Annotated in this window: 24 protein-coding genes and 3 tRNA genes; 16 read left to right on the top strand and 11 right to left on the bottom strand. The window is 64.1% G+C overall.

The annotated features are described in order from the left end of the window. Positions 1-2 precede the first annotated feature (2 nt). A complete protein-coding gene (locus E1H16_RS18400) occupies positions 3-167 on the top strand; it encodes a hypothetical protein (RefSeq protein WP_166741695.1) in 165 nt (54 codons plus the stop codon). A gap of 51 nt (positions 168-218) precedes the next feature. Here the strand turns inward: E1H16_RS18400 and E1H16_RS11435 are convergent, their stop codons facing one another. After that, a complete protein-coding gene (locus tag E1H16_RS11435) occupies positions 219-1,448 on the bottom strand; it encodes an MFS transporter (protein WP_134323987.1) in 1,230 nt (409 codons plus the stop codon). Between the two features lie 234 nt (positions 1,449-1,682). On the opposite strand from E1H16_RS11435, the gene E1H16_RS11430 reads away from it, so the two are divergent. The 5 genes from E1H16_RS11430 to E1H16_RS11410 all read left to right on the top strand — a co-directional run bounded on the left by E1H16_RS11430 (position 1,683) and on the right by E1H16_RS11410 (position 5,592). Then, positions 1,683-2,165, top strand: coding sequence for a hypothetical protein (locus tag E1H16_RS11430; RefSeq protein WP_134323986.1), 483 nt, complete (start codon positions 1,683-1,685; stop codon positions 2,163-2,165). Further along, on the top strand, positions 2,162-2,659 hold the full coding sequence (locus E1H16_RS11425) for a hypothetical protein (protein WP_134323985.1): 498 nt from the start codon (positions 2,162-2,164) through the stop codon (positions 2,657-2,659). The genes E1H16_RS11430 and E1H16_RS11425 overlap by 4 nt, the downstream gene beginning before the upstream one ends. A 197-nt stretch (positions 2,660-2,856) precedes the next feature. After that, positions 2,857-3,906, top strand: a complete 1,050-nt coding sequence (locus tag E1H16_RS11420) for a D-2-hydroxyacid dehydrogenase (RefSeq protein WP_134323984.1) — start codon at positions 2,857-2,859, stop codon at positions 3,904-3,906. Between the two features lie 106 nt (positions 3,907-4,012). Further along, the gene (gene pheA / locus E1H16_RS11415; RefSeq protein ID WP_243837829.1) at positions 4,013-4,942 is read left to right on the top strand and encodes a prephenate dehydratase; all 930 of its coding nucleotides are present in this window, start codon (positions 4,013-4,015) and stop codon (positions 4,940-4,942) included. Then, positions 4,939-5,592: a histidine phosphatase family protein gene (locus E1H16_RS11410; protein WP_166741725.1), complete on the top strand. Its 654-nt coding sequence runs from the start codon at positions 4,939-4,941 to the stop codon at positions 5,590-5,592. Before pheA ends, E1H16_RS11410 begins: the two co-directional genes overlap by 4 nt. A 328-nt stretch (positions 5,593-5,920) precedes the next feature. Here the strand turns inward: E1H16_RS11410 and E1H16_RS11405 are convergent, their stop codons facing one another. The 7 genes from E1H16_RS11405 to E1H16_RS11375 all read right to left on the bottom strand — a co-directional run bounded on the left by E1H16_RS11405 (position 5,921) and on the right by E1H16_RS11375 (position 13,669). Beyond that, positions 5,921-6,247, bottom strand: coding sequence for a co-chaperone GroES (locus tag E1H16_RS11405; RefSeq protein WP_243837828.1), 327 nt, complete (start codon positions 6,245-6,247; stop codon positions 5,921-5,923). Between the two features lie 392 nt (positions 6,248-6,639). Then, entirely contained in the window at positions 6,640-7,869 is a 1,230-nt protein-coding gene (locus E1H16_RS11400; RefSeq protein WP_243837827.1) for an alpha-hydroxy acid oxidase, read from the bottom strand. A 332-nt stretch (positions 7,870-8,201) separates the two neighbouring features. Then, positions 8,202-9,185: a glycine betaine ABC transporter substrate-binding protein gene (locus E1H16_RS11395; RefSeq protein ID WP_134323982.1), complete on the bottom strand. Its 984-nt coding sequence runs from the start codon at positions 9,183-9,185 to the stop codon at positions 8,202-8,204. Positions 9,186-9,237: 52 nt separating this feature from the next. Continuing rightward, on the bottom strand, positions 9,238-10,101 hold the full coding sequence (locus tag E1H16_RS11390) for an ABC transporter permease (RefSeq protein ID WP_134323981.1): 864 nt from the start codon (positions 10,099-10,101) through the stop codon (positions 9,238-9,240). Continuing rightward, a complete protein-coding gene (locus E1H16_RS11385) occupies positions 10,088-11,410 on the bottom strand; it encodes a quaternary amine ABC transporter ATP-binding protein (protein ID WP_134323980.1) in 1,323 nt (440 codons plus the stop codon). The genes E1H16_RS11390 and E1H16_RS11385 overlap by 14 nt, the downstream gene beginning before the upstream one ends. 423 nt (positions 11,411-11,833) lie before the next feature. Further along, positions 11,834-12,172, bottom strand: a complete 339-nt coding sequence (locus E1H16_RS11380; protein WP_134323979.1) for a metallopeptidase family protein — start codon at positions 12,170-12,172, stop codon at positions 11,834-11,836. Between the two features lie 39 nt (positions 12,173-12,211). After that, positions 12,212-13,669, bottom strand: a complete 1,458-nt coding sequence (locus E1H16_RS11375) for a GuaB1 family IMP dehydrogenase-related protein (protein WP_134323978.1) — start codon at positions 13,667-13,669, stop codon at positions 12,212-12,214. A 225-nt stretch (positions 13,670-13,894) separates the two neighbouring features. Here E1H16_RS11375 and serS point away from each other — a divergent pair, with 225 nt between their 5' ends. From serS to E1H16_RS11360, 3 genes are read left to right on the top strand one after another with little or no spacing between them, the layout of a single operon-like run. Beyond that, positions 13,895-15,166, top strand: coding sequence for a serine--tRNA ligase (serS, locus tag E1H16_RS11370; RefSeq protein WP_134323977.1), 1,272 nt, complete (start codon positions 13,895-13,897; stop codon positions 15,164-15,166). Continuing rightward, the gene (locus E1H16_RS11365; protein ID WP_134323976.1) at positions 15,166-16,065 is read left to right on the top strand and encodes an HAD family hydrolase; all 900 of its coding nucleotides are present in this window, start codon (positions 15,166-15,168) and stop codon (positions 16,063-16,065) included. The genes serS and E1H16_RS11365 overlap by 1 nt, the downstream gene beginning before the upstream one ends. Beyond that, positions 16,062-16,856 (top strand): HAD family hydrolase, encoded by a 795-nt coding sequence (locus E1H16_RS11360; RefSeq protein ID WP_134323975.1) that lies wholly within the window; start codon positions 16,062-16,064, stop codon positions 16,854-16,856. The genes E1H16_RS11365 and E1H16_RS11360 overlap by 4 nt, the downstream gene beginning before the upstream one ends. Before the next feature lie 19 nt (positions 16,857-16,875). On the opposite strand, the gene E1H16_RS11355 is transcribed toward E1H16_RS11360, so the two are convergent. Next, positions 16,876-17,496, bottom strand: coding sequence for a bacterial proteasome activator family protein (locus tag E1H16_RS11355; protein ID WP_134323974.1), 621 nt, complete (start codon positions 17,494-17,496; stop codon positions 16,876-16,878). A 26-nt stretch (positions 17,497-17,522) separates the two neighbouring features. Continuing rightward, on the bottom strand, positions 17,523-18,515 hold the full coding sequence (locus E1H16_RS11350; protein ID WP_134323973.1) for an NAD(P)H-quinone oxidoreductase: 993 nt from the start codon (positions 18,513-18,515) through the stop codon (positions 17,523-17,525). 247 nt (positions 18,516-18,762) lie between these two features. Between E1H16_RS11350 and E1H16_RS11345 the strand changes: the two genes are divergently transcribed. From E1H16_RS11345 to E1H16_RS11320, 6 genes are all read left to right on the top strand, one after another. Further along, the gene (locus E1H16_RS11345; RefSeq protein ID WP_134323972.1) at positions 18,763-19,080 is read left to right on the top strand and encodes a hypothetical protein; all 318 of its coding nucleotides are present in this window, start codon (positions 18,763-18,765) and stop codon (positions 19,078-19,080) included. Positions 19,081-19,097: 17 nt separating this feature from the next. Next, the gene (locus tag E1H16_RS11340) at positions 19,098-19,406 is read left to right on the top strand and encodes a hypothetical protein (RefSeq protein ID WP_134323971.1); all 309 of its coding nucleotides are present in this window, start codon (positions 19,098-19,100) and stop codon (positions 19,404-19,406) included. A 106-nt stretch (positions 19,407-19,512) separates the two neighbouring features. Further along, positions 19,513-19,597: transfer RNA gene (locus tag E1H16_RS11335), tRNA-Ser, on the top strand. A gap of 274 nt (positions 19,598-19,871) precedes the next feature. Then, positions 19,872-20,663 (top strand): CPBP family intramembrane glutamic endopeptidase, encoded by a 792-nt coding sequence (locus tag E1H16_RS11330; protein WP_208379009.1) that lies wholly within the window; start codon positions 19,872-19,874, stop codon positions 20,661-20,663. 71 nt (positions 20,664-20,734) lie between these two features. Further along, a tRNA-Ser gene (locus tag E1H16_RS11325) sits at positions 20,735-20,820 on the top strand. Between the two features lie 90 nt (positions 20,821-20,910). Continuing rightward, a tRNA-Arg gene (locus E1H16_RS11320) sits at positions 20,911-20,984 on the top strand. A 536-nt stretch (positions 20,985-21,520) separates the two neighbouring features. Here the strand turns inward: E1H16_RS11320 and E1H16_RS18395 are convergent. Further along, entirely contained in the window at positions 21,521-21,679 is a 159-nt protein-coding gene (locus E1H16_RS18395; RefSeq protein ID WP_166741694.1) for a hypothetical protein, read from the bottom strand. 177 nt (positions 21,680-21,856) lie between these two features. On the opposite strand from E1H16_RS18395, the gene E1H16_RS11315 reads away from it, so the two are divergent. After that, entirely contained in the window at positions 21,857-22,564 is a 708-nt protein-coding gene (locus tag E1H16_RS11315) for a hypothetical protein (protein ID WP_134323970.1), read from the top strand. The last annotated feature ends 12 nt before the right edge of the window (positions 22,565-22,576 follow it).

Raw genomic sequence — 22,576 nt, 5'->3', positions numbered from 1 at the left:
GTATGAAGACTTTGCTGATCATCCTGGGCGTGCTGGTGGCCATTTCGGTCGTCGGCTTCGTCGTGAAGACGCTCTTCTGGATCGGCGTCATCGGTGCCATCGCGTTCGTGGCCGTCGGTGTTGCCGGAGCGTTGAAGGGCAAGAAGGGGCCGCAAGCCCTGCGTTAGCGAGGCGCAGTCGGTAGGGGGCGCTGGGCGTGGTTGCCTGCGTCGGCTCGCCTATGGTCCGGGTGTCGACATCCCGCGACGCTCCATCTCGTCCTCCAGACGCCAGTTGCTGACGCTGATCAGCGATAGCGCGTGCATGAAACCGCACAGCACCAGCATGAACACCAGGACTCCCGCCCACTGGGTGCTGTTGCCGTGGATCGTGCCCAGCAGCAGGAGTCCGGTTCCGGCGAAGATGTAGCCGACGCTCTGCATGAACCCAGACAGCGAGAGCACACCGGTGACGGTTCGCGCGCGCAGATTCACGATGTACAAGGCGATCGCGAAGTAGGTCTGTGAGGTGCCGATCAGCACCGACCACAGCGTCGGCAGCTCGGCCGGCCACAGCAGTAGCCCGAGATATCCGGCGACGCACGCAGCGAACAGCACCCACATCATCAGTGCCGGCTGCCGCATCCGGCTGAGCACGGTCGGGGCGAACATGGCCGCGATGGTTGCCGCGACCGACACGATCCCGACCTGCGTCGCGGCCGCCTGGGCGCCCAGTCCTTCATCCTGCAGCAGCGTCGGGTACCAGCCGAAAATGATGTACGCGACCATCGACTGGGAGCCCATGAACAGCGCTAGCGCCCACGCCTTCGGGATTCGCGCGATCGTGGCCAGCGGCAACCGGTGAGCGCCGGCGGACCGGCGCGAACTGGCAGTGTCGCGGACGGCTAGAGGTGCCCACGGTAGCGCTGCGAGCAGTGCGATGCCCGCCCACATGGCAATGCCGAGTTGCCAGTTGCCGCCGAAGGCATGCATGAGCGGGATCGTCGCGAACGACACGCCGGCCTGCGCGGACGCGACGACGACGGTGTAGGCGCCGGTCATCCCGGCAATCCGGTCGGGGAACATCTCGCGGATGAGGCTCGGCATGATTACGTTCGCGAGCGCGATTCCGCCGAGGGCGAGGATGGAGCCGCCGAACAGCCACGCCGCACCGGGTACCGCGCCACGGATGATTTGGCCCGTGGCGATGATGAGCAGCGTCAGTAACGCCGTCCGATGCAGGCCAAGTCGCCGTCCGACAGCGGGACCAGCCAGGCCCATCACCCCGAAACAGAATGGTGGTAGTGAGGTCAGCAGACCGACCTCGAAACCATTCAAGCCAGCACCCTCGCGGATCTCGGGGAGGAGTGCGCCAACTGAACTAACCGCCGTACGCAGGTTCGTCGCGAGCAGCAGGATGGCTAACGCAGCCAGCCAGGCTGGGTGAGGCGTGCGCGCGCGGGTGGTCACCGCCGCATCCTTTCAGCCGGGTGCGTAGCCGCGCCGTCCGGCTCCAGCATGGAGCCGTACCGCCCGGCTCCTGACAGCGCCACAGCGGTGCGCAGCGTGTCGACCGCCACTGCGCTGCACGGCGAAAAGTGTGGGAGTCGTGAAACACTGAGGAGTTGAGCAGCCCGAAGGTCTCTAGTCGTACGCGAGCTGCGGGACATATCGGCGCCGATCGAGCGCTGGAGAGGAAGTCACGTGCACGGTCCGGTCAATTCGCGATTCGCGGTCGGCCCCTTCGTCGCGGGCGCGCCGATGGTCGCTATCGGCGTCCTGTTCCTGGTCGGGCTCAGCAGCACGACCGCCGACGTTATTGGCTGGTTATTCGTCGCGGCCGGCATCGTGCTGCTTGGGTGGTCGATCGTCATGTTCCGCAAACTGTCGCACTGGAACAAGCTTCGTAAAGGTAAATGGTCGCGGGTACGGGTGTCGACGGTCGTCGACGACGCGTACGGCGAACGCGAGAAGACGCTGCTGGACACCAAGGATGGCAAGTATCGCATCGCGCTGGTGCAGTATCCGCTGGAGTTGCGCGACGAGATCGCGATGAAGAACCAGATCGAGTACGTCGGCGAGTTAGCCGATGACTCGTCGGTCCTGGTGCGGCTCTCACGCGGCAGCATCGAGTATTTCGGGCGGGTCCGGACGCTGGCGAGTCTGCGCGCCGAGGGGACTGTGTGAGTCCGGCTGCTGACGACCCTCGCACGCGGAGGCATGAACGTGCAAAGGACCGCGCGTTCATCGGCACGATCATTTTCGCCGTGGCGCTCATCGTGCTGGGGGTCATGTTGTTGCCGCAGGGCGGCGCGTGGCCGTTCCTCGGTGGCTTCCTGTTCTTGCTGGGAGGGTCGTTCGGCGCCGCGTCGTTGATTGGCCTGACGTACCGGCGTAAAGCGCGCCGGGTGTTGCAGACGCACGAATGGGTGCAGTCACCGGTCGTGGTGAAGGGCCGGCCGAAGTCGGGTCGCAATGGCCGCACGATTGTGGAGTTGACCGATTCCGCGACGACGCTGGCGATCTCCGGGCTAGATCCGGCAGTCGCGAACCGGATCGACCGCGAAGGGATGCTGGAGCACGTCGGCGAGTTGAGCGGTTCGTCGATGTTGTTCGTGCGGGTCGTCGACGGCTTCGAGGTGTACGTCGCGGTAGCACCGCGGCGCGCGCAGGCATCGTAATCTGTCCCCCACGTGAGTGGTTGATCCCTCAGCCGACGTGTTTTGCGACGTGCCGTACGAGCTGCGCTGGTGTACCGCAGCTCGATTCGTGCGAGTGGCCGATTGTGTGGCGCGGCGCACGTCTCGAATAGTGATCCGCATCGCTGTGCCTAGGATCGTCTGCAGCGCAGCTACGTGCATCGGCGAAGGAGACAGGTATGACGGCGAAGGTTCAGGTCGTGATCGGGGTACCGATGACCGCGGAGTACGTCGAACGGATCCGAGGCTTCGACCCGCGTGTCACGGTCGACTTCGACCCGTCGTTCTTCCCGGCCGAGCGGACCCTCGGCGATCACCACGGCGGCGTGACCGCATCGCTGCCGGAAGGTGAAGCGGATCGTTTCTACGACTACCTGGCCAAGGGCGAGGTGGTGTACGGGATCCCGCAGTTGCGTCCGTCCGGGCTACGCCGACTGGTCGAAGCGGACCCGGATCTGCGGTGGGTCCACGCCGTACAAGCAGGGGCCGGACCGTTCTTGAGCGGCGCGAAACTGACGGATGATCAACTCGAGCGAGTCACCGTGACGACCTCTGCCGGCGTACACGCGGAGCCCCTGGCCGAGTTCGCGATCTTCGGCATGCTCGCCGGTTCACAGGACCTCGCCAGGCTCAAGCGACTGCAGGCCGCCCGCGAGTGGCCGGGGCGGCTATTGACCGACCAGCTGTCGAAGGCGACCGTCGTCATCGTGGGCGCGGGGGAGATCGGCAAAGCGGTCGCGGTGCGCGCCAAAGCGATGGGCATGACCACGATCGGCGTGAAGCGGCGCGTCGAGTCAGTAGACGGGTTCGATGAGATCGTTAGTAGCGAGGACCTCAAGGACGTCGTGGGGCGCGCCGATCACCTCGTGGTCACGGCGCCGGGGACGCCGTCCACCAACAAAATGGTCAACGCCGAGGTCCTCGCTGCCTGCAAACCGGGTGTTGTGGTCGTGAACGTCGGACGCGGCACGGTCATCGACGAGGCCGCGTTAATCGCGGCGCTGGAGAGCGGTCAAGTGTCCTCGGCGGCGCTCGACGTATTCGAGAAGGAACCGCTGCCGACGGACAGCCCGCTGTGGGGCATGCACAACGTAATCGTCAGCCCGCACTCAGCCACGCTGGACGACGGCGAAGAAGGTCGTGTGGTCGACTTGTTCCTGGAGAACCTGCGCAATTATCTCGACGGCGCTGCGCTGCGCAACATCATTGACCCGGCCCAGGGTTACTAACCCGCCCGCGCCACATCGGTCTGCTCGTCTTCGATCGGTCGACGGCGGCAATCAACTGCACCCGGGTGGTCGGCGCAACGGCGGCTGTGGCAGTTAGGCTCGGAGGGTGCCAGACAGTTACGCCTATCTCGGGCCAGCCGGAACCTTCACCCAACAAGCGCTGCTGATGATCCCGGAGGTTCGGGACGGCGAACAGGTGCCGATGGCCGGCGTGCCGGCAGTCGCTGCGGCCGTACGATCGGGGGAAACGACGTACGGCCTGATGCCGCTCGAGAACTCTGTTGAAGGCCCCGTGTCGGTGACCACCGATGAATTGGTTGTCGGCGAGCCGTTGCAGATCGTTCGCGAGGTCTTCCTGCCGGTGTCGTTTGTGTTGGCCGCGCGCGAGCCCCTCGAACTCGACGCCATCAAGACAGTCGTGAGCCACCCGCACGCGCACGGGCAGACCCGGGCTTGGGTTCAGCAGCACTTGCCGAACGCGCAGACCGTCGTCGCGTCGTCCACCGCGGAGGCGGCGGTGCTGGTTGGTAACGGCGAGTACGACGCATCGATCAGTGCGCGGATCGCCGCCGATAACAATGGACTGCACATCCTGGCCGAACAGGTCGAGGACACCACGGGGGCCGTGACGCGATTTGCGCTGCTGAGCCTGCCCGGCACACCTGGGGAAGTGACGGGTAATGATCGGACCTCGTTCGTGGTGCATATCCGCCAGGAGCAGCCTGGGGCGCTCAGCGGGGTGCTGATTGAACTCGCATCGCGCGCGATCAACCTCACCCGGATCGAGTCGCGGCCGTGGCGCGAACGAGTGGGTGAGTACCATTTCATCCTCGAATGCGAGGGGCACGTCTCGGACCCGCGAGTGGGAGACGCATTGGCGGCGCTGCACCGCACCTGCCGCGACGTGAGATTCCTGGGGTCCTATCCGCGCGGCGACCGACAGAATGAGCAGCTGCCGGACGACGCGACCGATCACGCGTTCGTCGAGGCCGCTCAGTGGCTCGCGGGGGTACGTCGGGACGGTGCATCGTCGTGAAGTTGTACCTTGTGCGGCACGCCGAGAGTGAAGCTAATCGCGATCACGTCATCGCGTGTTCGATTCCGGGCCCCGACCTGACCGACCTCGGCCGGCTGCAAGCCGAAACCCTCGCTGACCGGCTCAAAGACGCTGACATCGAAGCGATCTATCACTCGCGAATGACCCGGACCAAGCAGACCGCGATGCCGCTCGCGCACCGACTGGGGATGGAGATGGTTGAGCTCGATGGGTTCCACGAGGTCGACCTGGGCGATCTCGGGGAGCGCGCGGACGTTGAGGCGTACGAAGCGATGGACAAGCTCGCGACGTCCTGGAACGTCAATAGCGACCTTGAGCAGGCCCGTCCCGGCGGCGAGTCCGGCCAGAACGTCGTTGATCGAATGACTGCCGAGTTCGAGCGGATCCGGAATGCGCACGGTGACAGCGACGGCGCCGTAGTCGCGGTGGCGCATGGGCTGTGCCTGCGGACGGCGACGCAGCGGTGGGCCGACGGCGTTTCGCTGGACTTCGCGTACCGCAATGTCCTGCCGAATACCGCAATTATCGAGGTCGATGTACCCGCCGACCGCTCGCAGCGACCGCGGATTCTGGAGTGGGCAGGGATCGACCCGGCGACCACCGGTCCGTCCGAAGGCGGCATTCTCTAACTCGACTCGGTCGAGCGGTTGCCGTCACCGGTCAAACCAATCCGGCCGAATAGTTGCCATCGCCAGTCAAATCACTCGGCTCGGTCGAACGGCTTGCCGCCGTCATCATTCGGCCAAGTGTCTGCCGTCGCCGGTCAAACCAACCCGGCCGAGTAGTTGCCATCGCCAGTCGACTTGGCTCGGCTCGGCGAATCGGCCCGCCACCGGCAGTCAAATCGCTCGGTCAAACGGCCTGCCAGCGTCGGTTAAGTCGCTCGGTCGAGCGGTTGCTATCGCTAGTCGAGTCGACTCGGCCAATTGGCCGCCATTGCCGGGCGATCGGGGTTCGCTAGAGGTAGAGGCCGGTGGAGACGTCGACGCGTTGCGCGGCGACGGCGTGCACCTCGCGTTCGCGCAGGATCACGTACGTTTCGGCGTTAATCTCGACCTCGTGCTGGTCCTCCTCGCCGAACAACACGCGGTCATCGATCTTCACGTGACGTACCGCGGGTCCGGCGCCTAGCACCTTTCCCCAGCGCAGCCGCTTGGCGACCTGTGCGGTCGCGGGGATCAGGATGCCGCCGCTGGAGCGACGGTCGCCGGCCTCGTCGGTGGGCTGCACCAACAGACGGTCGTGCAGCATCATGATCGGGAGCTTGGAGTCGGAGTCAGTCACCTGACGAGGGTACCCGGAGATACGGACTGCGATACTCCGCCGGCCGCCGGCTCGCCTGGCTACCGGCCTCGGTGCGTAAGCGGCGCGACAGCAGCCAGGTTGCTGGAGATGCGCGCGGCCGCAGCCACGTCTCAAGAAATGTGCGCGGCCGGAGCCAGGTCCCGGGAAATGCGCGCGAACGTGACCTGAAGGTCCACGACGGCCGACACTCACCGTGCCGACCGCTGGCCTGCCGCAAAAAACGCAGCGAAATCGGCTAGGCATCGCATATAGCGCGATGCCCTCCTGTTTTCGCTGCGTCTTTTGCGGGTCAACCGCACGTTCGGGGCGGTTACCTTGAGTACCACAACATCGCCGGGCTGGAATCCGGGTCGACCGCACGGTCGGGGAGGTTACGGAATACGAATGTGTTGCGGGCCCAACTCGGACACCTTGGAAACGCCCAGCAGTTGCATGGTGCGGATCATGTCCGAGCGCAAGATCTCCAGCGCGCGGCGTACGCCGAGGTTCCCGCCGGCCATCAGGCCGTACAGGTAGGCGCGGCCCACGAATACGGCGTCCGCGCCGGCGGCGATACCGGCGACGACGTCCCCGCCGCCCATCACGCCGCCATCGATGAACACCGGCTTGTCGCCGACCGCCTCGCGCACCTCCGGCAGCAACCGCAGCGGCGGACGCGACCGCGCCAACTGCCGGCCGCCGTGATTGGACAGGATCAGCCCGTCAGCGCCGACCTCAAACGATCGCTTGGCGTCCTCGACATTCTGGATCCCCTTGATCACTAATTTGCCTGGCCACACCGACCGCAACCACGCGACATCGTCGAACGACACCGAAGGGTCGAACATGTGGTTGATCATTTCCGAGACGGTGCCCTCCCAGTTCGACAGCGAGGCGAACTGCAGCGGGGCCGTGGTCAACAGGTTCGCCCACCAGTGCGGGTGCAGTGCCATATCGGCGAACGTGCTGGGCGTGAGTCGCGGCGGAATCGTCAGGCCGTTGCGCGCATCGCGCAATCGGGCACCGCCGACCGCTGTGTCGACGGTCAGTATCAACGTGGAGTACCCGGCATCTCGGGCACGTTCGACGAGTTCGGTACTCGCCGCGCGATCGCGCCATACGTACAACTGGAAGTAGCGCGGTACGTCCGGGGTCACGCGGGCGACATCCTCGATCGAGGTCGTCCCCATCGTCGACAGCGAGTACGGGATACCGGCGTTGTTTGCCTCGTGCCCCACCGCGATCTCGCCTTGATAGTGCATCATCCGGGTGAACCCAGTTGGTGCGAACGCTAAAGGCATCGCCGAGCGCTCGCCGAGGATGTCGGTGCTGAGATCGACGTCCGCGATATCGCGCAGGACGTCCGCCTGAAGTTCGACGCTGCGCCACAATTCGCGGGAGCGCCCGAGCGAGGACTCGTCCTCTGCGGAACCGTCGGTGTAGTCAAACACGGATCGCGGCGTACGACGCTTCGCGATCGTGCGCAGGTCGTCGATGGTGAACGCCCGCGACAGTCGACGCGCGTGCCCATTCAACTGTGGCCCCTGGAAGCCAAGTAAGGGCTTGAGTTCGGCCCAGGTGGGCATCTGACGGGGGATCTTCGGCATCGGCTCGTTGCGCATTTTCCGAGACTATCGCCGCGGTCGGGTATACGGCCAATTCCGGCCAACCCACTCGCGCTACCCGGTGCTGACCGGACTGACGTCTGCGTGTTCTGCCTGGGCCGACGGGAACCGGCGTCTGCTAGCGCTGCCCGGCGCTGACGGGACCGGCGGCGACCGGCGTCTGTTAGCGCTATCCGGTGCCGACGCGACTGGAATCTGCCAGCACCAACGGCGCTGGCGCCCCCGGGCGATGCCCGGCGGCGACGGACCGACGCCTGCGGACACGAAAGGGCGCCGCGCGTTGATCGCGCGACGCCCTTTCAGCGGGTGGGTCGATAAGACCCGAAAACTTAGACCAGCGCACCGGCCTTCAGATCATCGATGTAGTCCGGGTTGGCTTCGAGCCATTCGGCCACGGCCTTCTCGGGCTGCTTGTTGTCGTACTTGTTGACCATCAGGTCCTCGATTTCACCCAACTGGTCATCGTCCAGGGTGAAGTTCTTGACCAGCTGAGCGACGTACGGGTGATCCTCACCGAAGCCATCGGCCGCGAAGGTGTAGATGAACTCGGCGCCGCCCATCAGGCCATCTGGATCTTCTAGGTCACGCAGATCGTGCGCGGTGTATGCCCAGTGTGGGTGCCACAGGGTCACCGCGACGTTGGTGCCGTTGTTTTCCGCATTCTGGATCGCGGCGAGCATCGCGGAGGTGGAGGACGTCGTGAAGTTGAGGTCCTCAAGGCCATAACCCGGGATGACCGTGCTTTCGACCAGCTGGGTCTCGCCCGCGCCGGCTTCGATGCCGACGAGTTCGTTGTTGTACTCGTCCGCCATGTCCTTCAGATCGCCGATGGTCTGCGCCGGCGAATCAGCGTTAACCGCGATGTTCAGCGTGGCGCTGTCGTACCAGCAACCGAGGCTCTCGAAGTTCTCCTCGTCCTTCGATACGTAGTCGGCGTGCGTGACCGGTAGCCACACGTCGGTGAGCAGGTCGGCCTCACCCGCGGCGAGCGTGGTGAAGCCCGGGCCGGCGTCCAGTGCCTGAATGTCGACGGTGTAGCCGTCGGCCTCGAGCACGTTCGCGAGCAGGTACGTCGTTGCGAACGATTCGTCCCAGCCGTTGAACGCGATCATCGAGACTTCCTGGTCGGCGTCCTCGGACGGGTCACCAACCTCGGCGGCGTCCGAACCGACCGTGCAGTCGGCCCACTTCGAGTCGGCTGAGCTACCGCCGTCACCCTCGTCGTCACCGCCGCCGCCTTCGTTTGAGGCGCCGCAGCCGGCGAGCACGAGCGCCGTTGCTGTAGCGATCGCAGCGAGCGAAAGCTTCTTCATACGAATCCAACTCCTTCATCGTTCCGCGCCGAGGCGCGTGTTCACGTGTGTATTAGGCGTTTGCTTTATCTTTTTGTTTCCGCCCAGACCGGCTGCCGATCGAGTTGCTGAGCCGGTCGAGGTAGATGGCGATGATGACGACCGCGAGGCCGGCCTCCACGCCGAGCGAGACTTGGCTACGAGACAGTGCGGCAACGACCTCGCCGCCGAGCCCCTTCGCGCCAGCCATGCCTGCCAGAACGACCATCGACATCGCGAGCATGATCACCTGGTTGACGCCGGCCATGATGGTCGGCATCGCCAGCGGTAACTGAATCTGTCGCAGGATCCGGCCGGGGGTCGAACCGAATGCCTGTCCTGCTTCGACGACCTCTTTGTCCACGCCGCGGATGCCGAGTTCGGTGAGGCGGACGCCCGGAGGCAGCGAGAACACGACGGTTGCGACAGCGCCGGGTGTCGGCCCGACAGCGAAGATGATGATCACCGGGATCAAGTAGACCAGCGCGGGCATGGTCTGCATCAGGTCGAGGATCGGTTTGACGATCCGCGAGACCACGTCGTTACGTGCCGCCCAGATTCCGAGTGGGATCGCGATGAGCAAGGCGATCACCACCGACACGATCACCAGCGCGATCGTGTTCATCGCATTCGTCCACTGATCAAATCCTCGGATCAGATAGAACCCGACGGCGGTGAACACAGCCAGTTGCCACCCGCGTCCCCACCACGCCAGCGCGGCGAAGACGAGGATGATGACGTAGTACGGCGGCTCGCTGAGGATCCAGAACAGGCCCTCGTGGAAGCCTTCCAAGACGAGCTTGATGAAGTCGAATACCGCGCTGAAGGTCGACGTGATCCAGTCGATCGCGTCCGAGACCCAGTCGCCGAAAGGAATGCTGGGATTAAGCACGTCCATCGGACTGCTCCTCTCCGGCGGCTTCTGCCGCGCTGACTATGCTGTCAAGCGGAATTGATCCGGTGGTGAGCGGGCCGTGCGTGCTCTCGTAGGGGGTTCCGTCCTCGTTGACCGCGTTCATTTCTGAGTGATCGCCGAGCGATGCGATGGAGGACAGCAGTGCGATCCGCGGGATGATGCCGAGGAGTCGATTGGACTCGTCCACGACGGCCAGCGGGATCGGAGATCCTGCTGATGGCGCGAACAGATCCACGAGCGGGGCATCGGGTGACACGGTCTGCAGTTCCTCGTGCAGCAGGTAGGCGTCGATGCGGCGCTCGCCGGCCTTGACCGCGTTGACCATGTCGCTATCGCTGACGTACCCGAGCAGGGTGCGATCGCGGGCGACCACCAGCGCGCCGGTGCTCTGCCCCTTGCGCATCTGCTCCAACGCGATCCGTGGACCGGCGTTTGCGCCGACCAGGCTCAGTGGCTTCTCCATGACCGAGCGAGCGGTCAGCACGCGAGTGCGGTCGACGTCCTGCACGAATTGCGCGACGTAGTCGTTTGCCGGATCGGTGAGGATCTCCTCGGAGGTGCCGATCTGCACGATTCGACCTTCGCGCATGACCGCAATGCGGTCACCGAGGAACATCGCCTCGTTGAGGTCGTGCGTGATGAACACGATCGTCTTGCCGAGGGTGCTTTGCAACTCGACGAGCTGCTCCTGCATCTCGCGGCGGATCAATGGATCGAGTGCCGAGAACGCCTCGTCCATGAGCAGGATGTCGGTTTCGGCGGCGAGCGCGCGAGCGAGCCCGACGCGTTGCTGCATACCGCCGGAGAGTTGGCTGGGGTATTTGTCTCCCCAGCCTTCGAGCCCGACCACGTTGAGCCAGTGCTCTGCCGACGCCAGACGCTTATCGCGCTCGACGCCTTTGACCTCCAGCGCGTACGCCGCGTTCTCCAGGACCGTGCGGTGTGGCATCAGCGCGAAGTGCTGGAACACCATCGAGATCTTGTCTTGACGGATCTTGCGTAGTTCGGCGTCGCTGGCTTTCGCGATATCGACACCATCAATCTCTACGCTGCCGTGCGAGGTGGTCCAGAGGCCGTTGAGGGTCCGGATCAGAGTCGACTTACCGGATCCCGACAAGCCCATGACGACGAAGATTTCGCCCTCTTGGACGTCGAATGAGGCGTCGATGACCGCTGGGGTACCGAGCTGTCGGACCTCAGAGGTTGCCGCGCCGTCTTCGAGGCGCCGTACGGCTTCCTGTTCGCGTCTCCCGAAGACCTTGTATACGTTCTTTACACTTAACTTGGCCACGAATCAGCCCTTCCGTCTGCGGTGGTTGCCTGTGGCTCACTCAGTCGTCGACGACGACCTGTGGTGGACGCCGAGACAACACAACCCGTGGCACCGGCACGTCATCGTTACGATGCCGACCTGAGCTGCTCCGACGACCTCACAGACGACAGAGCGCACCAGTACCGGGCCTCAGCCCCGCCACGGGGTTGCTCCTTTGTCGATACAACCATCGTTCGCGCACGCGTACGACGGTTTCCGACCCTTTGTATCCGATCGGTACGGCTTTTGTTATCGAAGTTATACGGGCGCCGTGATCTATACCGCGATTTCACCTTCGGTGGGTGGAATGCCGACGGGCGACGCGTTGGCCTGCGTGGATAGACCGGTTTACCTGGCTCAGTTCACCGAATCCGCAAACCGCGCAGGCGGCGTCCGCTGCCGCTAGCTCCAGCCCAGCTCATGCAGGCGCGCATCGTCGATACCGAAGTGATGCGCGATTTCGTGCACGACGGTTATGCGTACTTCGGCGCGAACGTCGTCCTCATCTCGGCAAATATCCAGGATCGCGTCGCGGTAAATCCAGATCGTGTCTGGCAGAACACCGGCGTAATCATCGAGTCGTTCGGTAAGCGCAACCCCGTCGTACAACCCAAGAAGCGTGGGTTCCTCGTCGTTGCGTGCCGCGACTTGTACGACGACGTTATCCATCCGCTTGGTCAGTTCTGGCGGAATCTCGTCGAGCGCTTCGCTTACCATGCGGTCGAACTTCCGCCGGCTCATCGTCACCATGACGCCTGCACATTCGGGGCTTTGGGCATGTCACCAGGACGTTTCGCGTGGTCGTCCTTCGTCGTAGCCCGCAGCGCTCTGTACTCCGACGATCGCGCGATCGCGGAACTCATCGATACTGCGCGCACCCGCGTAGGTGAACGAAGACCGCACGCCGGCGATGATCATGTCGACCAGATCCTCGACGCCGGGGCGTTCTGGGTCTAGGTACATCCGCGACTGAGAAATACCTTCCTCGAACAGCGCCAAACGGGCCCGATCGAAGGCAGATTGGTCCTTCGTTCGGTTGCGTACGGCGCGTGCCGAGGCCATGCCGAAACTTTCCTTGTACAAGCGCCCATTCGCGTCGGTCATCAGGTCGCCGGCCGACTCGTGTGTGCCGGCGAACCAAGAACCGATCATCACGCTGGCGGCGCCGGCGGCCAGTGCCAAGGCGATATCGCGGGGATACTTCACTCCGCCGTCGGCCCACACGTGTGCGCCGGCCTCTCGTGCGGCGTCCGCGCATTCGAGGACCGCCGAGAACTGTGGACGTCCGACGCCGGTCATCATTCGCGTGGTGCACATGGCGCCCGGGCCGACACCGACCTTGAGGACGTCCGCGCCGGCGCGGACTAAGTCGTTGACGCCTGCAGGGGAGACGACGTTGCCGGCTACGACCTGGATGCGGCGGCCGGTTGTGTCGGCGAAGGCATCGCGCGCGGCGGTGACCAGCGGCAGGGCCTCCAGCATCTTTTCCTGGTGCCCGTGCGCTGTGTCGACGACGAGGATATCGACGCCCGCGGCCAGTAGCGCGTCGGCTTTCTCCCGCACGGGGCCGTTGATCCCGATCGCACCGCCGACCATCAAGCGTCCGGCGGGGTCGAGGGCGGGCTGGTAAATCGTCGAGCGCAGCACTCCCTTACGCGTGAGGACGCCGGCGAGCTGATCGCCGTCGACGACCGGCATGAACTCGAGATTGTGATCGGTCATGCTGTCGAACGCCGCATAGAGGTCGACGTCCTGCGCAGCGGTCACCATGTGCGTGGACATCACGTCGCCGACCGGCGTGAAACGGTCGACGCTGAGGCAGTCACGTTCGGTAACGATGCCAATCGGGGTGCCGCTCTGTACGACGACGGCGGTGCCATGTGCGCGTTTACCGAGTAGCGCAAGCACATTCGCGACGTGCTCGTTGGGGCTCACGGTGACCGGGGATTCGAAGACCGGGTGGCTGGCCTTGACCTGGCTGACCATGTCTTCGATCGCCTCGTGCGAAATGTCCTGCGGCAGGATCGCGATTCCGCCGCGGCGCGCGACTGTCTCGGCCATGCGGCGTCCGGCAACGGCGGTCATGTTGGCGACAACGAGCGGCAGCGTCGTACCCACGCCGTCCGGCGTACGCAGGTCTACATCCATTCGGGAGGTAACCGACGAACGTGACGGGACCATAAACACGTCGTTGTAGGTCAGGTCATGGGCGGGCTGGGCGTCATTCAGCAACTTCACGCCCGGCAGCCTACGCCGAGATCACCATCGATAGACCTGAAACTAGAGAAACGTGCGTGAATACCGACTGTCTGTGGACATTTGGCCCAGTCCTGGGTTGCGTGCGCGCCTGGTGCTGATCGAGGCGATCGGTTGCGCCTCGGCCGTCGATCCGTGCGGACCGGCCTCGGCCCCGTCTACCCGTGCGGACCGGCCGGGGTATCACAGGATCGTTAGACTCGTGTGGTGATCGATCTGCGAGAAGTCCGCGACAATCTCGACCGGGTGCGCGCCAGCCAGGTCGCCCGTGGTCTCGACCCGGCAACAGCCGACGAACTACGCGATGCCGACGATGCGCGTCGTACGGCGCTATCGGCGTTTGAGTCACTCCGCGCCGAGCAGAAAACCGCAGGTCAAGCGGTGAAGAAGGCGTCCGCTGAAGAACGTCCGGCATTGCTGGAGCGCGCCAAGACCCTGTCTGCGGAGGTGAAGGCGGCTGACGCTGCAGCGAACCAGGCCGAGGCCGATCTGCGTGAAGCGCACGCCGCCGTACAGAATCTGATCTTGGACGGCGTCCCCGCCGGTGGTGAGGACGACTTCAACGTACTGGAGACCGTCGGCGACATCCCGGAACTCGACTTTCCGGCCAAAGACCACGACGACCTCGGGCACGCCCTCGGTGTCTTCGACATCGCCCGTGGCGCGAAGGTGTCCGGATCGCGGTTCTACTTCCTCACTGGTATCGGTGCGCAGCTCGAGCTGGCGCTGGTGAACATGGCGATGGCCCAGGCTGCGTCGTACGGTTTCACTCCCATCATCGCGCCGGCCCTGGTGCGGCCGGAGGCGATGGAAGGTACTGGGTTCCTCGGCGCACACGCTGAGGAGGTCTACCACCTCGACTCCGATGACCTCTACCTCGTCGGGACCTCGGAGGTAGCGCTCGCGGGCTTCCATTCCGACGAGATCATCGACATCGGCGACAGCCCGACGCGGTACGCCGGGTTCTCCTCGTGCTTTCGGCGTGAGGCCGGTTCGTACGGCAAGGACACAAAGGGTGTGTTCCGAGTGCACTGGTTCGACAAGGTCGAGATGTTCTCGTACTGCAAACCGGAGGACGCTGAGGCCGAGCACGCGCGGTTGCTGGAGTGGGAAAAAGAGTTCCTCGGCAAGCTCGAACTCCCGTTCCGCGTCATCGATGTTGCCGCCGGCGACCTCGGTTCGTCGGCCGCCCGCAAGTACGACTGTGAAGTCTGGTTCCCGTCGCAGCAGCGTTACCGCGAACTGACGTCGGCGTCGAACTGCACGACGTATCAGGCTCGTCGGCTCAACATCCGTTATCGCGATGCCGACGGCAAGCCGCAGACCGCTGCGACGCTGAACGGCACTCTGTGCGCGGTCACCCGGACGATCGCGGCGTTACTGGACGCGCATCAGCAGGCCGACGGATCGGTGCGGGTGCCGGCGGCGTTGCAGCCGTTCCTCGGCGGCCTCGAGGTGATCGAGGCGAAAACGACCTGATGCGCGAGCACAAGCGGGCTGCCCGTATGCCCGGGTGGTTGCCGAAGCTCGTGGCAACCGATCTGGATGGCACTTATATCTGCCATGGGCACGGGCTTTCGGTGGCGCATCGCGCGGCCCGCGACTGGCTCGAATCAATCGGTGTTCCGGTCGTGCCGGTGACCGGACGCGGCCCTCGACTGCTGGATCTCACCCGCGCCCAGATCGGCGAAGACGGTCTGTTGATCATGGGGCAGGGTGGAATCGTGTACGACGGCCGCACCCTGCTGCACCGTGCATCGATGAGTGGCGCGGTCGCATTGCGGATATTGCGCGAGGTCCGCGAACGCCTCGACGATGTGCGCATCGGCGCAGAGGATGCGGACGACTTCACCGAGCCGCTGCGCCTTGAGCACGGGTTTGTGTGGCCGTTCTCGATGGACGAGTCGATCAACGTCGACGCGCGGGACGTCGTACCCGCCGAAGTCTTGAAAGTCTTTGTGGAGTCGCAATCCCACGACGTCGATCTGATGGTGGCGTTGATCCGGTCTTTTGTGCCGCCGGAGGTTGCATATGTAACGCATTCCGGGATCGGGTTTGTCGAGATCTCACCGCCGAATGTCAGTAAGGCTGCGGGCGTGAGATTTATCTGTGAGCGGTATGGGATCGATCACGCCGACGTGCTTTGTTTCGGGGATATGCCCAATGACCTGCCGATGTTCGAGTGGTCCGGGCGGGCGGTTGCTATGGGCGATGGGCATCCCGACGTCCTTGCTGCCGCGGACGATGTTGCCGCTCCTGCCTGTGACATCGGAATTGCCAGATATATAGCGGGACTATTCGACGGATTCCGAGTTCCCGAGGATCCTGCGCGCGAGGTGCTGGCCGTGCGCGATGAGTCCGCCGGAGGGGTGGAATGAGCAGACCGAAGTTGGTTCTTTGCGACATTGATGGAACGTTGGCGAACCGAGGCAAGATTACCGAGCGTACGTTCGCGGCGATCCGGGCGCTCGCTGACGCTGATATTCGGTTCGCGGTCGCTACCGGTCGGGCTGCTGGGTTGCTGTACCCGATGGACGACCATGACTATCAGGGCGTCGCGATTTGTGACAACGGCGCGTTCACGTACGACGTCGGCAATAACGACGTACTCGCCTGTGAACTGATCGAGGGGAGCGTCGTCGGGGCTGCTGCTGCGGCGATTTCGCACGCGCACCCGGAACTCATGTTGGGGCTGTCCCGGATCACCCCGCACCCGCGCGCGATGTACTCCGAACCCCGCCAGGTGGAACTGTTCGACTTTGGTCAGAAACCGCTCGAGATCGCCGAGTTCGGAGCGTGTGCCGCGGCCAAGATGTGGGCGGTGAACCGCGAGTACCGCAGCAGCGAGATCGCGGCGAAGGTTGCGCCGATCGTGGGTCAGTCGATGGAGATTTCCTGGTCCAGTGAAGGCGGCGGGTTGGTTGAGATGACCGCTCGCGGAGTCACTAAGGCGAGTGGGTGTGCAGCGCTCGCCGCGCGCTGGGGAATCGATGTTGCCGATATCGTGGCGATCGGGGACATGACGAACGACCTTGAGATGTTGCAGTGGGCAGGCACGGCCGTCGTCCCGGAGAACGGGAACGCCGATGCGAAAGCGCGCGCAGACGTGCTTATCGGCCACATCGAGGACGACGGAATCGCGACGTACCTCGAATCCTTGGTGAAGTAGGCGGTACAGGTACTGCCCGCTAGAGGTACTGCCCCGCCGCCGGGTCGTCGCCTGGACGGCGCTGCGGCATACCGGGCTGACCGCCCTGCATGAGCCCCGGTGGCAACGCGGCTGGCTGACCGCCGGCGCGCATCTGCTCCAACGCGACCCGCGAGGCCATCTGCTGCGCGAACAGCGCGGTCTGGATGCCGTGGAACAGGCCCTCGAGCCAGCCGACGAGTTGCGCTTGAGCGATTCGAAGTTCGGCGTCCGTCGGCACCTCGTCCTCGGTGAACGGAAGCGAAAGGCGCTCCAACTCCTCCTGTAGTTCCGGCGCGAGGCCGTCCTCGAGTTCGGTGATCGACTGCTGGTAGATGCCCTTCAACCGCTGCCGTGAGGCCTCGTCCAATGGTGCTGAGCGGACCTCCTCGAGCAACTGCTTGACCATCGTGCCGATCCGCATGACCTTGGCCGGCTGCTCGACCATGTCGGTCACCGGACGCTCGTCGCCTTCGCCGCCGTCCTCGCCCTGGGCGTCGGCCGCGATGTCGACCTGGCCGATGGGCTGCCCGTCGGGTCCGACGACGACGACCCGGCGCGTCGCCGCCTGCTCGGCCGCTTCTTCGTTGGTGGGGTCGTTGCCCTGCTCGCTGTCTGACATGGGTGGGTTCGCCAATCTATCGGGATCTAGTTGGTGAGGATGATCTTGCCGATATGCACCGACGACTCGATGCGTTCGTGTGCTTTGCGGACCTCGCTCATAGGTAGCGTGCTGTCCACGGTGGCCTTGATCTGGCCCGATTCGACCATCGGCCAGATGTCGTCGGCGACGCCGGCCACGATCGCGGCCTTACCGCGCGGCCCGTCGATCGGTCGGCCACGCAGGCTGGTCGCTGCGTAGGTGATCCGCTTGCCGAGCATCTTGCCGATTTTGAGTTCGGCGGTATTTCCGCCTTGTAGGCCGATGGTGACGATGCGGCCATCCGGTGCTGCAGCGTCGATGTTCCGGTCCAGGTACTTTGCGCCCATAATGTCGAGGATGACGTCGGCGCCGCGGCCGCCGGTCAGCTCGCGGGTGCGTTCGACGAAGTCCTCAGTTTTGTAGTTGATCGCCTTGGCGCCGAGTTTCTCGCAATACTCGGCTTTCTCGTCGTTGCCGACGGTCACGATCACGTCGTTGCCCTTGGTCAGCGCCATCTGGATGGCCATCGTGCCGATGCCGGAGGACCCGCCATGTACCAACACAGTTTCGCCCGCCGCAGCGCGGCCTGGCGAGAATGGTGCCCATAGGTTCGACCAAACAGTGCAGATCACCTCGACGAGGGCGGCTCCCTCGGCCATCGAAAGGCGCTTGGGTAACGGCAACACCTGCACGGCGGGCACGTTGACTCGCTCGGCGTACCCGCCGCCGGCCAGTAACGCGCAGACCTCGTCGCCGACCTTCCAATCGGTCACCTCGGAGCCGACCTCAATGATCGTTCCGGCTGCCTCTAGACCGATGATGTTAGTGATGCCCTTCGGGGGCGGGTAATGCCCCTGGCGCTGCATCGTGTCGGCGCGGTTTACCCCAGCTGCGGCGATCTGAATGATCACTTCGTCGGGAGCGCACGTTGGGTCGGGGGCTTCAGCCCAGGTCAGGGCGTCTAGCCCGCCGGGCTCATTCACGATCACTGCCTTCATGGCTCTACCCTAGCTACTCGTCGTGCGTCCGCGAGTGGTCAGCCTGGCACCGAAGGTGGCCGTGCAGCAATCAGGTTGATCGATATGGAGCGGCATTCGTCGTGACTTTGGTCAGACTGATAGTGAATTCGTGGTGATCTGTCAACCGGGACCGTACTGTGTTGGGTACCAGTTAGATTCGTTCCAGGGATCGTGACCCATCGCGTAGTCGGTTGGCGTCGCGTGATCCTGCTACAGGGGAAACAAGATGCGTATTAAGAAGTTCGCGGCCGTTGCGATGATGGCGGTACCGGCATTGGTGCTGTCCGCGTGTGGCGGTAAGCCAGCAGAGGGTGACTTGCACAAGGCGATTGAGAGCGCGCTCGTCGACGCCGGTGCGAGTGAAGACCAGGCCGCGGCGTACGCCGATTGTGCCGCGCCCAAGATGCATGAGGAACTGAGCGGCGACACGCTCGAGAAGATCATCGAAAACCCGATGGGTAACAAGATGGTCGATCAGGATGACGTCGCGCCGTACAACGACATCGATCAGGCGTGCCAGGAAGAGGTTCTCGGCACGGCGTAAGAACACGAGGGTTGCCTGTGCGTCTCACGAAGTACGCGCTCGCGCCGCTGCTGGCCGCCGCCGTATTAGGCGGATGCGCCAGCAAGCCGGCCGAGTCCGACCTGCGCGCGAGGATCATCGAGGATCTGAGCGCGACGGTTGCTGAGGATGATGCCGTAGCGTTCGCGGACTGCGTCGCGCCGAAGTTGCATCAGGAACTCAGCGCCTCGTCCCTTGAAGAGATCGTTGACGATGGCATTGGCGGCGCGTACATCGACGAGGACGACGCGGACACTGGCGATGAAATCATCGAAGAGTGCGCCGAGCAGGTCAGCCTAGGCGAGTAGCGCATTTCGTGTCGGCTTACGCCGGGCGCGTCACCAGTGACCTAGGTGTGGGCACCGGCGTACGGCGCGGCTAGCGTGCTCGTGCGAAACTAGTAACCGCAAGTTCGGAGGGTTCGCATAGCGGCCGAGTGCACGCGCCTTGAAAGCGCGCAATGGGAGACCATTCGTGGGTTCAAATCCCACACCCTCCACTAAATGGTGGGGCGGCCTGAGGTACGAGGGTCGCCCCACCATTTGTTTGGTTGAGCGGGATTTGGGAGGAGCGGTGAGGTACGAGCCGCGACGGTTCCCACACCCACCATTTGTTTGGTTGAGCGGGGCAGTCGTGGCTCGCACAACCCCGGGTCGGGCGGCTCGCCGGTTACGGGTGGATGAAGACGATCTGACCAAGCTGTCACCGCCGCACGTTGTTGTTGGCGGACCCGCGGATGGCCGCCGGTCGGCGTACCGGGCAGAATCAGCCAGGTGAGTGAGGCGCAGCACGCGGCGTACGCCGGGGCGAACGACGAAGCGGTGACCCTCAAGCAGCGCCGTGACTACCGGCGCGAGATCTGGATCTTGCTGGGATTGTCCCTGGGGCAGTCTGCGATCTACTCCATCATCAGTATCACGGCGAAACTGACCGCGCCGACGCGACTCGCTGACCAGACGACCACGTTGAACGCATCGCAGTCAGCGCGTCCGCTACTCGATCTGACCTATCAGCTCGCCGGGATCTTCTTCGCGCTGATCCCGGTCGCGCTCGTCCTGTATCTACTGTCGCGCGACCGACTGCCGGTGCTGGACCGGCTGGGAATGTCGGTGCGCTCCGGCCGGAGGGCTGCCGCCGACCTTGGCTGGGGTGCGGCGCTCGCGGCGGTAATCGGCATTCCGGGGCTTGGGTTCTACTTCCTGGCGAACTATCTGGGTTTCAACACCACCGTCGCCGCCAGCGGGCTGGACGCACATTGGTGGACCATCCCGGTCTTGATCCTCGCCGCGCTGCAGAACTCGGTGCTCGAAGAAGTCATCGTTGTCGGGTTCCTGATGACCCGCCTCAAGCAACTGAAGGTCCGACTCTGGATGGTGATTGCGGCCTCGGCGCTACTGCGCGGCTCATATCACCTCTACCAGGGGTTCGGCGGCTTCATCGGGAACGTCGTGATGGGCGTCGTGTTCGCCTGGTGGTTCCACAAGAAGGGGCGCGTGATGCCGTTGATCGTCGCGCATTGGTTGTTGGACATCGGCGCATTCGTCGGTTACCAACTGTTCTTCTGATCTGCTTTGCACCCGCCAACTTCGGCCCTGTACCCTTGATCGTCGCGGGCGCTCTTTGGGCGTCGGCATCAGGAGGATTCGCCTAGAGGCCTATGGCGCCGCACTGCTAATGCGGTTGGGGTTACGCCCCTCGCGGGTTCAAATCCCGCATCCTCCGCTGCGTCATGTGTGGTGTACCACCTCCCGCCCGAGGCGTGTGGTTGTTATGCGATACTGGATAACGCACTTCGCGAGGAGACTTGCGAATGGGCTCATAGCTCAGCTGGATAGAGCGTCGGTCTACGGAACCGAAGGTCAGGGGTTCGAATCCCTTTGAGCCCGCACTGGTGAGACAGTCCACGAGGGGCCCGCGCGATGGCGTGGGCCCTCGTGTTTTGCGTTCGTCCCAGCCGATTTAGGCGCCGTTTCGCCGGGTTAATGGACAAAATATGTGTATGGCTGTCGGCGTGCTGGCCAAAACCCGTTTCGCCATTACAGACGAAAGTTGCGTCGTGAGTGCGCATGCGCTTGCAAAAGACGCAGTCTGAGCGGGCCGGCATCGATGTATGTGCGATGCCCCGCCTCCTGCACTGCGTTTTTAGCGTGGGTTCGGCCGGGATGGCGGGCTGTTTAGCGCGGGTTCGGCCCGCAGGCGCGGAATTGACACGTGGGTCGTTCGCGGCACTGCCCAGGTGGTGAGAGTTTGGCCAGTTGGCAGATGTTGCGCTGAATTCGGCTGAGTTCGCCGACCAGCATCGACGAGCCCGCGCGGGGTCGATCAGCTCGGATCGGGTCGATCAACTCGGGCCGGATCGACCAACGGTGTGGGGGCGCTTAGCGGAACTCTGTTTTGGCGCCCTCGACTTAGGCGCCCTGACTTAAGCGACCTTGACGAGGCGACGTCGTTTCACCGCGTACCCCTCGGGCAGTGTCCCCTCTTTGAGCATGCGGATCGGGCAGCGCTTGCAGCGCGTCGAGGAGACGCAGCATTTGCTCTTCGGCATTCGCTGCTTCTTCGAGTGCTTCTTCGATCCCACCGGGCTAGAGTACGCCGACTCAGGTTAGGCATCCCTACCCGGGCGGTGTGATCGGTGAAGGAGCCGGTCCTGATTGCTGAGAGCGCGTGGTGTGATGAGGTGGGAGTCGGAACGGTTGGCAGCCTTTATCGCTCCTACCGCTGAAGATTGCGCAATCAGAGGACCTGGATGTTCCGCATGAGTAGTCATAAGAATCGTGTCGCGGCGGCGAGCATCGTTGCGCTACTGGCCACGCTCGCCGGATGCGATTCCGCAAGCGACGACGTGCCCACCCCGGAGGAGACTAGTTCGGCCCCGTCAGCCGAATCAGACGTCAGCCCGACCGGCCAAGTGGCGTACGCCTGCGCCCTTGTGCAAGGAATTGAAGGCGACCCGTCGACCTGGAGCACATTCGTGGGGCAGGACGCTGACGAGGGAGTGCTCGAGTTGAGTGCCGCGGCGAGTCTGTTGGGCGGCAGCGCCGCGTACACGTTGCCGGATTACCCGGAGCTGTCAGAGCACGCCGCCGAGGTGTTCAAGTCGTTGATGACGGCCGATCAGGATCTCATGGCGTCCGAGTTCGCGGCGTTGGTGACGAGCTGCGAAACTGCGCCCGCGGCCGACGATGCGGACGTGTCAGAGACCGGGCGGATGGCGTATGCGTGTGAGTTGGCGGGCTACGTGGTGGATGAACGCGGCGATGTCGAAACCTGGGGCAAGATCGGTGACGAGCCCGCGTGGCACGAAGCCGCGAGTGTCGGTGCGCTTGTCGGTGCCATGATCGGGTACCCCGGCGACGATCCGCAGACCAAGGACGGTGTCGCGATTGTTGGAGCGGTAAGCCAGATGAATCCGACGGCGCTACAGGAAGGTCTGGATGCGTTCGTGGCGAACTGCGGCGACTGACCTGCAGGTGAG

This window comes from Cumulibacter soli, assembly GCF_004382795.1.
Taxonomy (GTDB): Bacteria; Actinomycetota; Actinomycetes; order Mycobacteriales; family Antricoccaceae; genus Cumulibacter; species Cumulibacter soli.
Note: the sequence above shows the minus strand (reverse complement) of the source record. Positions and strands in the feature narration are given on the sequence as shown.